The 16,005-nt window shown below is 70.7% G+C and carries 11 protein-coding genes, 2 pseudogenes and 1 riboswitch; of the genes and pseudogenes, 5 read left to right on the top strand and 8 right to left on the bottom strand.

Annotated elements, in window-relative coordinates; genetic code table 11:
- Positions 1–63: 63 nt before the first annotated feature.
- Positions 64–194: riboswitch (FMN riboswitch) on the bottom strand.
- Positions 195–931: 737 nt separating this feature from the next.
- Entirely contained in the window at positions 932–2,110 is a 1,179-nt protein-coding gene (locus LNW71_RS28575) for an ROK family transcriptional regulator (RefSeq protein WP_250970832.1), read from the bottom strand.
- Between the two features lie 155 nt (positions 2,111–2,265).
- Between LNW71_RS28575 and LNW71_RS28570 the strand changes: the two genes are divergently transcribed.
- The gene (locus LNW71_RS28570) at positions 2,266–3,498 is read left to right on the top strand and encodes an MFS transporter (RefSeq protein WP_250970831.1); all 1,233 of its coding nucleotides are present in this window, start codon (positions 2,266–2,268) and stop codon (positions 3,496–3,498) included.
- Between the two features lie 30 nt (positions 3,499–3,528).
- On the opposite strand, the gene LNW71_RS28565 is transcribed toward LNW71_RS28570, so the two are convergent.
- Positions 3,529–4,821 carry an alginate lyase family protein gene (locus LNW71_RS28565; protein ID WP_250970830.1) on the bottom strand — a complete coding sequence of 431 codons (1,293 nt, stop codon included), beginning with the start codon at positions 4,819–4,821 and terminating at the stop codon, positions 3,529–3,531.
- A 248-nt stretch (positions 4,822–5,069) separates the two neighbouring features.
- Here LNW71_RS28565 and LNW71_RS28560 point away from each other — a divergent pair, with 248 nt between their 5' ends.
- Positions 5,070–6,461, top strand: a complete 1,392-nt coding sequence (locus tag LNW71_RS28560; protein WP_250970829.1) for a uracil-xanthine permease family protein — start codon at positions 5,070–5,072, stop codon at positions 6,459–6,461.
- Positions 6,462–6,465: 4 nt separating this feature from the next.
- Here the strand turns inward: LNW71_RS28560 and LNW71_RS28555 are convergent.
- Positions 6,466–6,588: pseudogene (locus LNW71_RS28555) on the bottom strand (endoglucanase); the annotation flags it as partial.
- Between the two features lie 32 nt (positions 6,589–6,620).
- Between LNW71_RS28555 and LNW71_RS28550 the strand changes: the two are divergent.
- Both LNW71_RS28550 and LNW71_RS28545 read left to right on the top strand, forming a co-directional pair.
- Positions 6,621–6,989 (top strand): annotated as a pseudogene (locus LNW71_RS28550) (dihydrodipicolinate synthase family protein); the annotation flags it as partial.
- Complete coding sequence (locus tag LNW71_RS28545; RefSeq protein WP_250970828.1) at positions 6,973–7,998, top strand: hydroxyacid dehydrogenase; 1,026 nt, start codon at positions 6,973–6,975, stop codon at positions 7,996–7,998. The pseudogene LNW71_RS28550 and the gene LNW71_RS28545, both read left to right, overlap by 17 nt.
- 132 nt (positions 7,999–8,130) lie before the next feature.
- Here the strand turns inward: LNW71_RS28545 and LNW71_RS28540 are convergent, their stop codons facing one another.
- From LNW71_RS28540 to LNW71_RS28520, 5 genes are all read right to left on the bottom strand, one after another.
- Positions 8,131–9,831, bottom strand: coding sequence for an NAD(P)/FAD-dependent oxidoreductase (locus tag LNW71_RS28540; protein ID WP_250970827.1), 1,701 nt, complete (start codon positions 9,829–9,831; stop codon positions 8,131–8,133).
- A 47-nt stretch (positions 9,832–9,878) separates the two neighbouring features.
- Positions 9,879–10,676: a carbon-nitrogen hydrolase family protein gene (locus tag LNW71_RS28535; RefSeq protein ID WP_250970826.1), complete on the bottom strand. Its 798-nt coding sequence runs from the start codon at positions 10,674–10,676 to the stop codon at positions 9,879–9,881.
- Positions 10,677–10,918: 242 nt separating this feature from the next.
- The gene (locus LNW71_RS28530; RefSeq protein WP_123469724.1) at positions 10,919–11,374 is read right to left on the bottom strand and encodes an Lrp/AsnC family transcriptional regulator; all 456 of its coding nucleotides are present in this window, start codon (positions 11,372–11,374) and stop codon (positions 10,919–10,921) included.
- Positions 11,375–11,498: 124 nt separating this feature from the next.
- On the bottom strand, positions 11,499–12,956 hold the full coding sequence (locus tag LNW71_RS28525; protein WP_250970825.1) for an aldehyde dehydrogenase family protein: 1,458 nt from the start codon (positions 12,954–12,956) through the stop codon (positions 11,499–11,501).
- 197 nt (positions 12,957–13,153) lie between these two features.
- The gene (locus LNW71_RS28520) at positions 13,154–14,620 is read right to left on the bottom strand and encodes a GuaB1 family IMP dehydrogenase-related protein (RefSeq protein WP_250970824.1); all 1,467 of its coding nucleotides are present in this window, start codon (positions 14,618–14,620) and stop codon (positions 13,154–13,156) included.
- A 307-nt stretch (positions 14,621–14,927) separates the two neighbouring features.
- Here LNW71_RS28520 and LNW71_RS28515 point away from each other — a divergent pair, with 307 nt between their 5' ends.
- On the top strand, positions 14,928–15,950 hold the full coding sequence (locus tag LNW71_RS28515; RefSeq protein ID WP_250970823.1) for a terpene cyclase: 1,023 nt from the start codon (positions 14,928–14,930) through the stop codon (positions 15,948–15,950).
- Positions 15,951–16,005: the final 55 nt, after the last annotated feature.

Raw genomic sequence — 16,005 nt, 5'->3', positions numbered from 1 at the left:
GAAAAGGACGGTTCGGTAGCCCGAAACCATCCGCCGACGGCGGCGTACCCGCGAAACGGCCCGCCGCGCACTGCCTCCCATCCGGACTTTAACCGTCGGTCCAGGAATCCCACCTGGTCAACCGTCCGCTGGATGCGGACGGGTCGCGGACTATAACCGCCGGTTCGGAATTGCACCGACCCCGGAGTGCGCTGCTGCTGGTACACGATCAGTGTGCCACGACTGGCCGTGGGCCATACGGGTGAACGCTGTGGAGTGGCTCACAGACAGCCCGTGACAAGGCCTTTTTCGGCCACGCGTTTGCCGTGGCCGGGGGGCGGGGGGGCTGGACCTGGTGCGGGTTGCCCCGTGGGGTGCGGGTCCCCTTGGTTCGGGGTTCCGTCCTCAATCGCCGGACGGGCTTGAGATGCGCGGGTCGCCCCGCGGGGTGCGCACCACCCCTGGTGGTTGGGGGTGGTGCCCCTCCGGGGCGTCTCCTCAGAAATGGCGTGTTCACCCGGGTCCGCGAGGGACCCGGGTCCTACGCCATTCCCTGCGGGGACTCCCCTGCACGTCCCCACCCCCTGCATCGGTCGCGTCTGCACACCGGCCCCATGACCGTCGCAGACGCGGGACGGACCGGTCCGGGGCCGTGCAGGGGAGTCCCCGCAGGACGACGAACAGATACCCGGGCCCCCTCGCGTACCCGCGGAACGTTCGTCGTCTGAGGAGACGCCCCGGAGGGGCACGGGACCACCACCCACCAACCAAAGCGCACCCCACGGGGACACCCGCACCACTCCAAGCCCGTCCGGCGATTGAGGACGGAACCCCGCACCCGGGGACCGGGCACCCCACGGAACCGCACCCCGCACGGGGCACCCGCACCACATCAAGCCCGTCCGGCGATTGAGGACAAAACCCCCAGCCCCGGGCCGGGGCGCAAACACACTCAGACCGCCGGAGTGAACAACGCCTCCTGAGCCGCCTCACGCGCAGCCAGCAGCGCGCCGCGCAGGACCGCGGTGCCGCCGAGCAGCCCCGCCCGCACCTCAGTGCGCAGCGGGGACATCACGGCCAGCCGTTCCTCGACCCGCGCAGCCAGCGCGTCGCCGCCCGCATGGCCGACCTCGCCCGACAGCAGCACGCACCCCGGGTCGAGGACCGAGGCGACGGCCGCGGCGCCGAGCGCCAGCCGGTCGGCGAGGGTGTCCAGGAACGCCGCGCTGTCGCCCTCCCCCGCCAGGGCCGCACGCACGGCGACCGCGGCGCCCGGCTCCCGCCCTCCGTCCGGCGTGACGATGCCGTGGGCGGCGGCCAGTTCGCAGAGCGCGACCGAGCCCACCAGGGAGTGGAAACCGCCGTCGCAGTTGAGCGCCGAGGGGGTCCCGATCGTGCCGGGGACCGGCAGGAAGCCGATCTCGCCCGCGCCGCCGGAGGCTCCGCGGCGCAGCTTGCCGTCCAGCATGACGGCAGCCCCGACGCCGTGTCCGAGCCACAACAGGACGAAGGTGTCGTGGTCGCGGGCGGCCCCGGCGCGGTTCTCGGCGACGGCGGCGAGATTGGTCTCGTTCTCAACGTGCACGGTCGCGGGCAGACGCTGCTGGAGGGCCCGGACCAGTCTGCGGTGCCAGAGGGGCAGTCCGGTGGTGTCCCGGAGCTCGCCGGTGACCGGGTCGATGAGGCCGGGGGCGCCGATGCCGACGCTGTGCAGCGGCGCGGTGCCCGCCCGGTGCGCGGTGCGTTCCAGGAGGGCGACGGCCTGCTCGACGGCGTCGTCGGTGGCGGTCTCGCTGCCGATCGGCAAGGTGGCCTCGGCCAGCGTCGCGCCCAGGAGATCGGCGACGACCACGGCGACGCTGTCGGTACGGACGTCGAGGCCGGCCAGGTGGGCGCGGTCGGAGACGATTCCGTAGAGCCGGGCGTTGGGCCCGCGGCGCTCCGCGCCGGACTCGCCGACCACCCGGACCAGGCCCGCGCCCTGCAGCCGTTCGACCAGGTCGGCGACGGTGGGCCGGGAGAGTCCGGTCAGAGTCTTCAGCTGCGTGGCCGTCAGCGGGCCGTCCTGCTGGAGCAGTCGCAGGGCGAGCCGGTCGTTGATGGCCCGGGCGGTGCTCGGGGATGCGGGCATGCCGGGATCCTTCCAGACGTCGGCCGCACCGAATGACAGCGCGGCCTATTTATCAGGCAGGGTTCCTGATAGTTTACTGCCCGCATCGTGGAGAAGGACGCCGGGGAGCGCCGGAACCGCGGCACAGGAAAGTTTCCAGGGGAGGGCAAGGCGGCATGACGACGGATTCCACAGCAACGGTCTTCAGCACGGAACAGGTGAGGCGCGCCAGGTACGCCATCGCCTCGGTCTTCGCCGTACACGGGGCGGTGACCGGCAGCTTCGCCACCCGGGTTCCGTGGATCCAGGACCACGCGGGGGTCAGCGCCGGGCAGCTCGGCATCGCCCTCGCCTTCCCGGCGATCGGCGCCTCGATAGCGATGCCGCTGGCCGGAGCGGTCAGCCACCGGTTCGGCGCCCGGACCGCGCTGCGCGGGCTGCTGATGCTGTGGACCCTGGCACTGATCCTGCCCGCCCTGGCCCCCAACCTGCTGACGCTGTGCGGGGCGCTCCTGGTGTACGGGGCGTCGGCGGGGATGTCCGACGTGGCGATGAACGCGCTCGGGGTCGAGGTGGAGAACCGCCTCAACAAGTCGATCATGTCCGGGCTGCACGGGATGTGGAGCGTGGGAGCCCTGATCGGCTCGGCGGCGGGCACGGTGGCCGCCCATCTGGGAGCCGATGCGCGGCTGCACCACACCATCGCCGCCCTCGTCCTCGCCACTCTCGGCCTGATCGCCTGCCAGCGGGTGCTGGATCTGCGCAGCGAACCGGACCAGGAGCCGCCGCCGCGCTTCGCACTGCCGCCGAAGTCGGCCCTGATCATCGGAGCGGTGGGCTTCTGCGCGGTGTTCGCCGAGGGTGCCAGCCTGGACTGGTCGGCGGTCTACCTCCGGGACGTCCTGGACAGCTCCGCCGGACTGGCGGCCGCGTCGACGACGGCGTTCGCGCTGACCATGGCGGTGGCCCGGATCGCCGGGGACCGGGTCGTCGACCGCTTCGGCGCGGTGCGGACCGTGCGGACCGGCGGCGTTCTCGCCACGGTCGGCGGGGTCCTGGTGGTCACGGCGCCCAATGCGGCGCTGGCCATGTGCGGGTTCGGCCTGATGGGGCTCGGCATCGCCGTGGTCGTGCCGCTCGCCTTCGCGGCGGCCGGGCGCAGCGGACCGAACCCCAGCCAGGCGATCGCGGGTGTCGCGACGATCACGTACACCTCCGGGCTCATCGCCCCGTCGGCGATCGGCTCGCTGGCCGAGGCCACCTCGCTGGTCGTCTCGTTCGGCCTGGTGTCGGTGCTGGCGTTCGGCCTGGTGCTCGGAGCCGGCGTGCTGCGGGCCGGCGACCGCAAGGCGATGTCGTCCCCGGGCGCCGGCGTACCGAGCACCGCACCGGCCGAGCCGCGCCCCTGAGCCGTCCGGCCCACGGGCGCGGCGGGCGGTTCAGCCGGCGATCGAGTCGAGCTGTTCCGCGGCGGGCCGCAGGGCCCACAGGTCGCCGCCCGGCGGCGTCTCCAGCAGGCCGACGGCCGCCCGGGCCTCGGCGTCGCCCGCGTCGGCCGCCGCGTGCACGATGTCGCTCGCCGCGTACCGGTGGAACTCCAGCTCCGGATGGGGCCAGGCGGACTCCCCGGTGGCGGCGGGCAGCAGATAGTCGACCGCCTTGAACAGGCTCTGCCCCTGTGGGCCCTCGTACGCCCAGAGGTCAACTCCGACCTGCCTGCCGATGGCGGCGAGCCGGGTGTACGCCACCAGGTCGAAGGTCGAGTAGTGCCAGCTGCGGGTGCGTGCCAGCTCCTGCGGCTGGCTGCCGTCGCCCGCGATCTGCGGTTCGATGCGCAGCGCCCGGGCGTCCAGGACCGTCCTGCGGGCGAGTCCCCTGTCGCCCGTCGCCAGCGCGAGGGCGGCGATCTGCATGTCCTGGAAGGTGCCGTGGTTGTTCTCGGCCGCGGTCTCCTGCTTGCCGAAGTCCGAGTTCACCAGCCAGTCGAGGAACGAGGTGTTCCAGCTCCGCATGGCGGTCCGGTCGCTCCTCGTCCAGCCGGGAGCGCCGGTGTCGAGCAGCGCGACGGCGTCCAGCACGGACGTGTACTGCTGGGAGAAGTCGATGATGCCGATCGCCCGGCCGTCGTACTTGCAGGGGATGAACTGCCCGTGGTCCAGGTTGGGGTTCATCCGCGTGGCGGGGTCCAGGAACCAGGTGCGCAGGATGTCCGAGGCGTGCTCGGCGTACTGCTTGTGTCCCGTGTAGTACCAGGCGAGGCTGAGGGTGGTGACGGAGTTGAAGACCTTGCCGATGTCGGGGCGGTCGGTGCCCGTGTCGACCTCGGGGTTGCGTTCGCCGTCGCGCTGGACGTACGGGCAGCCCCGGGGGTTGTCCGCGGTCTTCGGCTGGGAGGGCCACCAGTAGGGCGCCTGGCTCAGGTAGTCGTGCGGGTCACCGCCCGGGGCGGGCGCCGGCTTGTCGACGACGGTCCAGGGGCCCTGGCCGAGCCAGCCGTCCGCACCGGCGGTCAGCGTCCGGACGGCGGCGCGCAGGGCGGGGTCGCCGTGGTCGAGGCGGGCCTTCGTCTGCTGGAGGCGGTGGCCGTCGATGACCACGGTCTGCGGTACGGGGCGCAGCGCGCGGTGGCCGTGCGGTGCGGCTGCCGAGGCGGTGGCCGGGAGCAGCATCGCGCTCAGGGCGACCGCTACGGCGAGGAGGGCGCGTGGGCGCCGACGGGTTTTTCCACTCATCGAACACTCCATCAGTCATGTATATGAATCACGTTCACGACTAAGATCGTGTGAGCGTAGAGCTGCCTGTTCGGACTGACAATGCCCCGCGCACGATTCATGGATGAGATCCACGCAAGCGCAGCTCCGGGCCCGCAACCCGGCCGGGTGGGCATCGCGGTCCGGCACTAACATGGCGCTGATCATTTCCGCGGCGTGCGCCGTGCCCGGCGAGGTACTGGACTCCGCACTACACACAGGGAGCAACCATGGGCCTCGGCGTGCGCTGGACCTTGCACGGCGACGGGAAGACGCCCGCACCGGGAGCGGTGGTCCGCCCCGACGAGCGGCTCACCTGGCCCCGGACGTTCGGGCTCGGCGCCCAGCACGTGGTCGCGATGTTCGGGGCGTCCTTCGTCGCTCCGGTGCTCATGGGCCTGGACCCGAACCTGGCGATCATGATGTCGGGTGTCGCGACGGCCATCTTCCTGCTGGCCACGCGCGGTCAGGTACCCAGCTACCTGGGCTGTTCGCTCTCCTTCGTGGGAGTGGCCGCGACGATCCGGGCCAGTGGCGGCAGCAGTGCCGTGGTCACCGGCGCCGTCTTCGTGGTCGGCGCGGCGCTCTTCCTGGCCGGTCTCGCGGTGCAGCGGTTCGGTGCACGGATCATCCACGCGGCGATGCCGCCGGTGGTGACGGGCGCGGTCGTGATGCTGATCGGTTTCAACCTGGCGCCGGTGACCGCGTCGACGTACTGGCCGCAGGACCAGTGGACGGCCCTGCTGGTGATGCTGTTCACCGGACTGGCCGTGGTCTGTCTGCGCGGATTCCTCTCCCGTATCGCGATCTTCCTCGGCCTGGTCTTCGGCTACGTGCTGTCCTGGGTGCTGGACCGGGTCTTCGGGAAGATCCACTCCTCCGTCGGCGGCGGTGAGGCCGTGGACCACTGGCGGCTGGACCTGTCAGGTGTGGGGAAGGCCGACTGGGTCGGTCTGCCGAACTTCCACGCGCCGAGTTTCGAGTGGTCGGCGATTCTGGTCGCGCTGCCCGTCGTCATCGCGCTGATCGCCGAGAACGCCGGCCATGTGAAGGCCGTCGGAGAGATGACCGGCCGCTCCCTGGACGGCAAGCTGGGCACCGCGATCGCGGCGGACGGCGCCGCTTCGATGCTGTCGACCGCGGTGGGCGGCCCGCCGAACACCACGTACTCCGAGAACATCGGCGTGATGGCCGCGACCCGCGTGTACTCCACCGCGGCTTACTGGGCCGCCGCCTGCTTCGCCCTGCTGTTCGGGCTCTGCCCCAAGTTCGGCGCGATCGTGGCCGCCATTCCCGGTGGGGTACTCGGCGGCATCACCGTGATCCTCTACGGCATGATCGGCCTCCTCGGCGCCCAGATCTGGCTGAACGCCAAGGTCGATCTGCGCAATCCGCTGAATCTGGTGCCGGCCGCGGCGGGCATCATCATCGGCATCGGCGGAGTCAGCCTGAAGGTCTCCGACAACTTCGAGCTGAGCGGCATCGCACTCGGCACCATCGTCGTGATCACCGGCTACCACGTGCTGCGGGCCTTCGCGCCGGCCCACCTCAAGACCCAGGAGCCCCTGCTCGACTCGGGGACGTCCGCGTACGACGAGAAGCCGCCGGCCGACGGGGCCTGACCGGTCAGCCCGTCGCCAGCCGGTAGGCGAAGTCGGGGCTGAAGGAGCCCGCCGCGCCCGTGCAGCCGTCGGACTCACCCGGCAGCTTCACCCACAGAAAGGCCTCGATCCGGGCCTCCTTGGTGTCGGTGGTGGGGCGTCCTGCCGAGCGCCCGGGCCCGCTGGATCGCGGGCGGGCTGCTCGGCCAGTGGGCGGTGTGGACGAGCTCCGCGGTGACCCTGCTCGACGACATCCGAAGGGCCCGCGCCGGGGACCACGCGGCGATGGTCCGCAGCCTGACCCGGCGTACCGAACTGACCGACGCCAACAGTGCGGTCTTCGACGTGCCGGGCGCGTTCCGCGGCTGCATCGCCGGGGTCCACGAAGTGCTGCGCCGTCAGGGCCTGTTGGTGAACATCCGCTGCCTGGACCCGGCCGAGACGCTCTCGCCCGGACAGGCCCGGGAGATCACCCGGGTCGCCGCGGCCTACCCTTGGCTGACCGATGACGCCTTCGTTGCGGAGCACCTAGATGCCTGGCTCTCCTGAAACCGCCGACCGCTCCTCCCGGGTGGTCGTCGCCGTACCGCCGCATCTGCGGGCCCAGTTCTTCACCGCCGAGGTGTGGCAGGAACTTCGACGGGCCGCGTCGCTCGCGGTCATCGACGAGCACACCGACCGGGCGGCGGTCGCGGCCGCGCTGCCCGGCGCCCGCGCACTGATCACCTCGTGGCGGGCACCGAAGGTGGACGCCGAACTCCTGTCCCATGCCGACCGGTTGGAGCTGGTCGCGCACACCGGATCGGCGGTCGCGCCCTATGTCACCGAGGACGTGTTCCGGCGGGGCGTCGTGGTCACCCAGGCCGGTGACGAGATGGCCCGCCCGGTCGCCGAGGTCGCGCTCGCCTTCACTCTCGCGCTCCTCCACCGCATCCAGCGCTTCGACCACGCCCTGCGCGGCGGACTGGACTGGGCGGCGGCGAGCGAGGCACCCCCGCGCCACGAGATCCACGGCAGCGACATCGGGGTGATCGGCGCCTCCCGCACCGGGCGGGCCTACATCAGGATGGTGCGGGCGATGGGGGCGCGGGTGCGCGTCACCGACCCGTTCCTCTCCGAGGCGGGTGCCCGGGAGCTCGGTGTGGAGTCCGTCCCGCTGGAGGCGCTGCTCTCCGGCAGTCGCATCGTGGCCGTGCACGCGCCGGTCACCGAGGAGACCCACCGGATGATCGGCGCCGAGCAGCTGGCCCTGATGCCGGACGGGGCAGGTCTGGTGAACACTGCCCGGTCGTGGCTGGTCGACGAGGACGCGCTCCTGGCCGAACTGACCACCGGCCGGCTGGACGCGGCGATCGACGTGTTCGACGCCGAGCCACTCCCGGCCGGCCACCCCTTCCGGTCCCTGCCGAACGTGCTGCTCACCCCGCACCAGGCGGCCGGCAGCGTCGAGTGCCGGCAGCGGCTCGGCACCAGCGCCGTCAACGAGGTGCTGCGGCTGCTCGCCGGGCGCCCGCCGGTCCACGCCGTCACCGCCGACGCCCTGGCCCGGCTGCGCTGACCTCCGCGGCCGCAGCCGTTTCCGTACCCGCACCTGAACCGGTCAGGAGATCTCACCTTCATGCGACCGGCCCGGTCCGGCAGCGCAGCGTCTGCCGGCCCGCGTAACCCGGCCTGATCCGGACGAAAGGCCTTAGTCCTCCGGGAGTTCGACCGGGGCGATCTCGTCGAAGACGTCGCCGGGGCCGGGGTTCGTCGCATCGGTCGCGCCGCCGAACTGGGTCATCACACCCCAGACGGCGTTCAGCGCGGTCTGTACGGCGCCCTCGGCCCAGCCGGCCGTCCAGGAGATGTCGTCGCCGGCCAGGAACAGGCCCCGTTTGTCGGCGGGCAGCCGGTCCTGCATGAAGTGGGTGAACAGCCGTCGCTGGTAGCGGTAGTGGCCGGGCAGGTTGGCCTTGAACGCGCCCATGAAGTAGGGCTCGTTCTCCCAGGAGACCGTCACCGGGTTGCCGGTGATGTGCTTCCTGATGTCGACGCCCGGATATATCTCGCCGAGGGACTTCAGCATGACGTCCATGCGCTCGGTCGCCGAGAGCGGCAGCCACTTCAGGCTGTCGTCGCACCAGGTGTACGAGAGGCAGATGCTGGCCGGCCTGTCCGGGCCGTCGTCGAGGAGGTACGTGCCCCGCGTCATCCGGTCGGTCAGGGTCATCGACATGGCGTCCCGGCCGGTGAGCTCGTCCTTGTCCAGCCAGAACGGCCGGTCGACGGGGACGAAGAGCTTCGACGACTCCATGTAGTGGGTGCGCTCCATCGCCGTCCAGTGGTCGATCGGGAAGAGCGCGTCGTCGCAGGCGATCTTGGAGAGCAGCAGCCAGGACTGACCGGTGAAGACGGCCGCCCGGAAGGTGCGGATGTCGCCGGTGGCGTCGGTGACGGTGATCCGGTTCCCGGCGGTGCGGTTCAGCCGGGTCACCGCCGGGCGCGGCTCTCCGCCGTGCAGCGAAGCCAGTGAGGTGCCGAGCGGCCAGTGGGTGATCTTCCGGGGTTCGCGCTCCCAGAGGCGCAGCGGAAGCTGCTGGCTGCCGCCCACGATGGAGCGGTGGTGGTCGTCCGCCTCCGTGTAGACGACGCGCAGGATCTCCAGGATGGAGTTGGGGAAGTCGGTGTCCCAGCCGCCGGTGCCGAAGCCGACCTGGCCGAAGATCTCGCGGTGGCGGAAGGACTTGAAGGCGTCGGAGTCGCAGAGGAAGCCGTAGAACGTCTGGTTGTCGAGCTTGTCGACGAGCCGGGCCCAGATCTCCCGGATGCGCGGGACGTCGCGCTCGCGCATCGCCCGGTTCATGTCGGAGAAGTCGGCGCCCTCCTCCAGGCAGGCGTTCCAGGCGTCCATCACGTCGCGGTAGACCTGGGGAAGGTCGTCGATGGTCCTGGCGTAGTGCGACTCGCCCTTCAGGTCGACGACGGTCGACGGGGTGACCGGGGAGAGCGGGTTGGGGAACGGCTTCGTCTCCAGTCCCACCAGGTCGATGTAGTGCTGGAGTGCGGTCGAGGACGGCGGGAAGCGCATCGCGCCCATCTCGGCGGTAAGCGGTTCGCCGTCCACGGTGCAGCCGTCGAACTCGACCGTGCGCAGCCGTCCGCCGATCCGGTCCGCCTCGTAGAGGACGGGCCTGAGGCCCATCTTCATCAGCTCGTAGGCGGCGACGATGCCGGAGAGCCCGCCGCCGATGACGGCGACCTCGCTGCCGTGTTCGGTCGCCGGTATCTGCCCGAGCCCGGCGGGGTGCGCGAGGAAGTCGTCGTACGCGTACGGGAAGTCCGGCCCGAACATGGTGATCGGCGGGGCTGCCTCGGTGTGCTGGACGGCGGGGGGCACCGTGGACGTCATGGGGTACGGACTCCTTGCGGGAAAAGGGGGTGAGCGGTGCGGCGGGCTCAGACGAGGGAGCCGTACAGGCCGGGGCGGCGGTCGCGCAGATACGGGTTGGCGGCCCGGGATCCGGTCAGCAGGGCGGGGTCGACGTCACCGAGGACGAGTTCCTCACCGCGCCCGGCACGGGTGCGGACCGTGCCGTCGGGGCCGGCCAGGCAGCTGAGCCCGACGAACTCGAACTCGCCTTCCGGTCCGGTCCGGTTGACGTAGGCGATGTACAGCTGGCTCTCGAAGGCGCGGACCGGGACGACGGACTCCGCGACGAACTCGAAGGGGTGCATCTGCGCGGTCGGCACCAGCAGCAGATCGGTGCCGGCGAGGGCGTGCGCCCGTACGTTCTCCGGGAATTCGACGTCGTAACAGATCATGAGCCCGATGCGCACGCCGTCCAGCTCGGCCTGGACGACCGGCTGCTCGCCGGGGGTGAACCACTGCTGTTCGAAACCGCCGAAGAGATGGGTCTTTCGGTAGTTGGCCAGCGCCACACCGTCCGGCCCGATGAGCTGGGCGGCGTTGAAGATCCGCTCGCCGTCGCGCTCCGGGTAGCCGTAGTGCACCGCGAGCCCGTGCCGGGCCGCGATCGCGGCGACGGCCTGTGCGGCGGGCCCGTCGGCGGCCTCGGCCAGCCGGGGTACGTCGTCCCCGATGGCGTACCCGGTCAGGAACATCTCGGGGCAGACGAGCAGTCGGGCCCCGGCCGCGGCGGCGCGACCTGCGGCAGCGTCGAGCACCTCGATGTTCCGGGCCACCGAGCCCGGACGTCCGGAGCTCTGGAGCAGGGCGGTGCGCAACGGCGGCATGGCTGACCTCGGGCGGGGCGGGCGGGGCGGGGACGTATTGACGGTACGGTCCGCGATTCCCCCCGGACAAGGCGCGACCGTTGCGCACCGACCGTCGATCCGTTGCGCCGGTCAGGCCGCTCGCGAAGATTCGTTGCGCCTGAGGTCACCGCAGGTCAACAAGGTGATCCAGGTCTCCAGGACCCACCCGTCCCGCCGGCGCCCGCCCGCGAAGGCACAAGCCGCGGCGACGGCGCCGCTCGCTACCCCGGCGACCCCGACGAATACCGCCGCAACAGCGGCGAGAGCACCAGCACGGACTTCGTCCGCTCGACGTACGGCTCGCCCGCGATCCGTTCCAGTACCTGCTCGAAGTGCCGCATGTCCGCGGCGAACACCTGGACGATCGCGTCGGCGTCGCCGGTCACCGTGGACGCCGACGCGACCTCCGGGTACCGGGCGAGCCCGTGCTTGATCGACTCCGGCGAGGTGTTGCGGCTGCAGTAGATCTCGATGAACCCCTCGGTCTCCCAGCCGAGCGCCGCCGGGTCCACCCGCACGGTGAACCCGGTGATCGCGCCCTCGGCGCGCAGCCTGTCCACCCGGCGCTTCACCGCGGGCGCGGACAGGCCGATGATCGAGCCGATGTCGGCGTAGGAGCGGCGGGCATCTTCGGCGAGGGCGTGGACGATGCGTTCGTCGAGGTCGTTCAGTCGCACTTCGTACGGGTCACTTCTCTGCGGTGGCGAGGGCGGGCAGGGCTGCTTCGGGGGCGGCGGTGCCGCCCCCGAAGTAGACCATGGGGCCGCCCCGCAGGGCGTGCTCACCGCAGGTCGAGCGGGGTCAGAAGGGGAACTGCGAGCGCCCGTGCTGCACGGAGATCCACTTCTGGGTGGTGAAGGCGTCGAGCATCGAGTCGCCGTTCAGCCGTCCGAGCCCGGAGCTCTTCTCGCCGCCGAAGGGGACGATGGGCTCGTCGTGGACCGTGCCGTCGTTGATGTGGATCATGCCGGTGCGGATGCGCTGTCCGACCCGGACCCCGCGCTCGACGTTGCAGGTGTGCACGGCGCCGCTCAGCCCGTAGGGGGTGTCGTTGGCGATCCGGACCGCCTCGTCCTCGCCGTCGAACGGCACGAGGAGCGCGACCGGGCCGAATATCTCCTGGGAGAGGACCGGCGAGTCGGCGGCCAGGCCGGTCAGGACGGAGGGGCCGACCAGGTTTCCGTCGACCTGTCCGTGCAGCAGCGCGGTAGCGCCCGCCTCGACGGTCTGGTCGACGAGGGCGGCGATCGCCTCGGCCTGGGTGGCGTTGATCAGCGGACCGATCTGGGTCGCGGGGTCGGCCGGGTCACCGACCCGCAGCGAGGCGACCTTGGCCACGAACTTCTCGGTGAACTCCCGCTCCACCGCGCGGTCCACCAGAATCCGGTTGGCGGCCATGCAGACCTGCCCCTGGTGCACGTAACGGCTGAAGACCGCCGCGTCGACCGCGTAGTCCACGTCGGCGTCGTCGAGCACGATGAGCGCGCTGTTGCCGCCGAGTTCGAGCACGGAACGCTTCAGGTGGGAAGCGCACACGGTCGCGACGTGCCGTCCGACCTTGTCCGAACCCGTGAAGGAGATGACCTGCGGTATGGGGTGCTCCAGCAGCGCGTCACCGATCTCGGCGATGTCGGTGACCACCACGTTCAGGAGCCCGGCGGGCAGCCCGGCGTCCTCGAACACCTTGGCCACCAGGGTGCCGCCGCAGATCGGGGTGTTCTGGTGCGGCTTGAGCACCACGGCGTTCCCCAGCGCCAGGGCGGGGGCGACCGACTTCAGCGACAGCAGGAAGGGGAAGTTGAAGGGGCTGATAACGCCCACCACGCCGACGGGGACCCGGTAGACCCGGTTCTCCTTGCCCTCTGTCGGCGAGGGGAGGATCTGCCCGGTGGACCGCAGCGCGAGCTGGATCGCCTCGCGCAGGAACTCCTTGGCCAGGTGCAGCTCGAAGGCCGCCTTCAGGCGTGTGCCGCCCAGCTCCGCGACGATCGCGTCACCGATCTCGCCCTCGCGCTCCTCCACGATCCGCAGCGCCTTCTCCAGCACGGCACGCCGGGCGTACGCGTTGGTGTCGCCCCAGGCCTGCTGAGCGGTCTCCGCCGCCCGGTAGGCCTGGTCCACCTCGTCGGCCGTGGCGACCGTGATCGAGGCGAGCTTCTCTCCGTCGAAGGGGTTGAAGTCGATGATGTCCCAGGACCCCTTGCCCGGCCTCCACTCTCCGTCGATGTACTGATGGGCCAGGTCGGTGAAGAAGGACATGAGATCCCTTACCGCAGAGAGGCGGGCAGCTGACTGGGATTCATATTACTTAATCTTCAACAGAGTTGGAAAGCGTGAAAGCCTTCACAGGCATCATGATCCGGACACCGGCCGGGCCCCCGCGAACCCCCGAAAACACCGGTGCCCCTCCCGGCGCGAACGGCCGGAAGGGGCACGGACGGTGCGGTGCGGCGGGATCAACTCCAGCTGGCGTGCAGCGGCTTGCCCTCCGCGTAACCGGCGGCGCTCTGCACGCCGACGATCGCCTTCTCGGTGAACTCCGCGAGGGAGGCGGCACCGGCGTAGGTGCAGGAGGAGCGGACGCCCGCGATGATCGAGTCGACCAGGTCCTCGACGCCCGGGCGGGCCGGGTCGAGGAACATCCGCGAGGTGGAGATGCCCTCCTCGAAGAGCGCCTTGCGGGCCCGGTCGTACGCCGACTCGTCGGACGTGCGGTTCTTCACGGCGCGCGCCGAGGCCATGCCGAAGGACTCCTTGTAGAAGCGCCCGTCGGCGGACTGCTGGAGGTCGCCGGGCGACTCGTACGTTCCGGCGAACCAGGAACCGATCATCACGTTGGACGCGCCGGCGGCGAGAGCCATGGCGACATCGCGGGGGTGACGGACGCCGCCGTCGGCCCAGACGTGCTTGCCGTACTTCTTCGCCTCCGCGGCGCACTCCAGGACGGCGGAGAACTGCGGCCGCCCCACGCCGGTCATCATCCGGGTGGTGCACATGGCGCCGGGTCCGACACCGACCTTGATGATGTCCGCGCCGGCCTCGATGAGGTCGCGCACGCCCTCGGCGGCCACGATGTTGCCCGCGACGATCGGTACCTGCGGGTCCAGCGCCCGCACCGCGCGGACCGCGGCGATCATGGACTCCTGGTGGCCGTGCGCGGTGTCGACGACCAGCGTGTCGGCGCCGGCGTCCAGGAGCTGCTTGGCCTTGCCCGCGACGTCGCCGTTGATCCCGACGGCGGCGGCGATCCGCAGCCTGCCCCCCGCGTCGGTGGCGGGCGTGTAGAGAGTCGCGCGCAGTGCCGCCTTCCGGGTGAGGATGCCGACGAGACGGCCCTGCGCGTCGACCGCGGGGGCGAGCTTGCGGTTGGCGCCGTCGAGCTTGTTGAAGGCGTCGCGCGGGTCGATGTCCGCGTCCAGCAGCACCAGGTCCCTGGTCATGACCTCGGAGAGCTGGGTGAAGCGGTCGACGCCGGTCAGGTCGTGGTCGGTGACCACACCGACGGGGCGCCGCTCGCTGTCGACGACGACACCGGCGCCGTGGGCGCGCTTGGGCAGCAGGGACAGGGCGTCGGCGACCGTCTGGCCGGGCGCCAGCACGATGGGCGTGTCGAGCACCAGGTGGCGCGTCTTCACCCAGCTGATGACCTCGGTGACGACCTCGATCGGGATGTCCTGCGGGATGACGACGAGCCCGCCGCGGCGGGCGATCGTTTCGGCCATCCGGCGGCCCGCGATGGCGGTCATGTTTGCGACAACGAGCGGGATGGTGGTGCCGGTGCCGTCGGGCGAGGACAGGTCGACCCCCTGGCGGGATCCGACCGCCGACCGGCCCGGAACCATGAAGACATCGTCGTACGTGAGGTCGTACGGGACCGAGGGGGACTCTGTGTATCGACCGGTGCCGGGCTCAAGAAAACGCATAACACTCATTTTTTCATACGAAATGGCGCAGGTCGTTTCCACGAAGACACAGCAAATGACTCCCGCCTTCGTGCGTTCCTCCGAGGAACAGGATCGGGAGTCCCGGGCAAGTGGAACCTGCCTTACCCGCAGACCCTACCCGCACGGCACCCGGATCATTCGCGATCATCTTCCCTGGACCTGGTGACAGGGGGTCAGGTAGCTTCAAAGCCGCAGGTCCCGCGGGTCACCACATCGCCCCGGAGGAACAGGCGGAACGGTCACAACTTCCGTCACGCGTACGACCGGAGAGGACTACGACCCGCCCGTGGAGAGCGAACTTCCGGACATTTACTGCCCGTTCCCCCAGCGGACGAACCCGCACGTCGGCCACGTACGGGAACATCTCGACCGCTGGACGCGCAACACCGGCCTGGTGCACCGGGATTCAGCCAGGGAACGCTTCGAGCAGGCGGACTTCGGCGCGTTCGTCGGCATGGTGTACCCGACCGCCGACAGTCAGAATCTGGACCTCGTCGCCGACTGGTTCGTCTGGCTGTTTCTCGTCGACGACCAGCTGGACGACGGCCACCTGGGCCGCAGCCCGGACCGGGTACGGGACGTGGTGGCTCTGATGCAGTCCGTGATCGAGGGCGCCGGCACCGGGGCTCTGGAGCAGGAGGAACTGCCGGCCGCGGTGATCGCCCTCGCCGATCTGTGGGAACGCACGACACCGACCGCCGCGGCCCACTGGCGGCGCCGCTTCGCCTGGCACCTGATGACGTACCTCACGACCACCACCACCTGGGAGGCGGGCAACCGGGCCGCCGGCGTGGTCCCGCCCGAGGCGACGTACATCGAGAAGCGCCGCCACACGGGTGCGATACATGTCTGCATGGACCTGATAGAGATCGTGGCCGGCATCGAGGCGCCCGAGTCGATCCACAACGACCCCAGGTTCATCACCGCGCTGGAGGCCTCGTGCAACGTCGTCTGCTGGGCCAACGACGTGTACTCGTACGAGAAGGAGCAGGTGCTCGGGGAGATCCACAACCTGGTGCATCTGGTCCGGCACCACCGCGGCTACGGCAAGCAGCAGTCGCTCGACCACGTCTGTGCGGAGATCACCACCGAGACCGAGCGCTTCCTGACCGCGCAGGACGAGCTGCTGGCCGCATATCCGCAGCTCACCTGGATGCTGGAGCCGTATCTGGACGGGATGCGGAGCTGGATGCGCGGCAATCTCGACTGGTCCCGGCAGACACCGCGGTACAACCCGGCCGACGTCAGTCAGTACAAGGAGCCGGAGCAGTATCTGGAGGCGACGGTGCTCGGCACCGGGCAGGACTGACCGGTGCGCGGGAATCACCGGAAACGGGAGGGTGCGGGCGGTGTCACCGCCCGCA

Origin of the sequence: Streptomyces sp. RKAG290 (assembly GCF_023701695.1) — a bacterium.
Lineage (GTDB): Bacteria > Actinomycetota > Actinomycetes > Streptomycetales > Streptomycetaceae > Streptomyces.
The sequence above is the reverse complement of the archived record's forward strand: the minus strand, read 5'-3'. Positions and strand labels throughout refer to the sequence as shown.

Excerpts from the sequence above, each read along its gene's own strand:
- LNW71_RS28575 (WP_250970832.1), bottom strand. The coding sequence starts at position 2,110 with ATGCCCGCATCCCCGAGCACCGCCCGGGCCATCAACGACCGGCTCGCC.
- LNW71_RS28570 (WP_250970831.1), top strand. The coding sequence starts at position 2,266 with ATGACGACGGATTCCACAGCAACGGTCTTCAGCACGGAACAGGTGAGG.
- LNW71_RS28565 (WP_250970830.1), bottom strand. The coding sequence starts at position 4,821 with ATGAGTGGAAAAACCCGTCGGCGCCCACGCGCCCTCCTCGCCGTAGCG.
- LNW71_RS28560 (WP_250970829.1), top strand. The coding sequence starts at position 5,070 with ATGGGCCTCGGCGTGCGCTGGACCTTGCACGGCGACGGGAAGACGCCC.
- LNW71_RS28545 (WP_250970828.1), top strand. The coding sequence starts at position 6,973 with ATGCCTGGCTCTCCTGAAACCGCCGACCGCTCCTCCCGGGTGGTCGTC.
- LNW71_RS28540 (WP_250970827.1), bottom strand. The coding sequence starts at position 9,831 with ATGACGTCCACGGTGCCCCCCGCCGTCCAGCACACCGAGGCAGCCCCG.
- LNW71_RS28535 (WP_250970826.1), bottom strand. The coding sequence starts at position 10,676 with ATGCCGCCGTTGCGCACCGCCCTGCTCCAGAGCTCCGGACGTCCGGGC.
- LNW71_RS28525 (WP_250970825.1), bottom strand. The coding sequence starts at position 12,956 with ATGTCCTTCTTCACCGACCTGGCCCATCAGTACATCGACGGAGAGTGG.
- LNW71_RS28520 (WP_250970824.1), bottom strand. The coding sequence starts at position 14,620 with ATGCGTTTTCTTGAGCCCGGCACCGGTCGATACACAGAGTCCCCCTCG.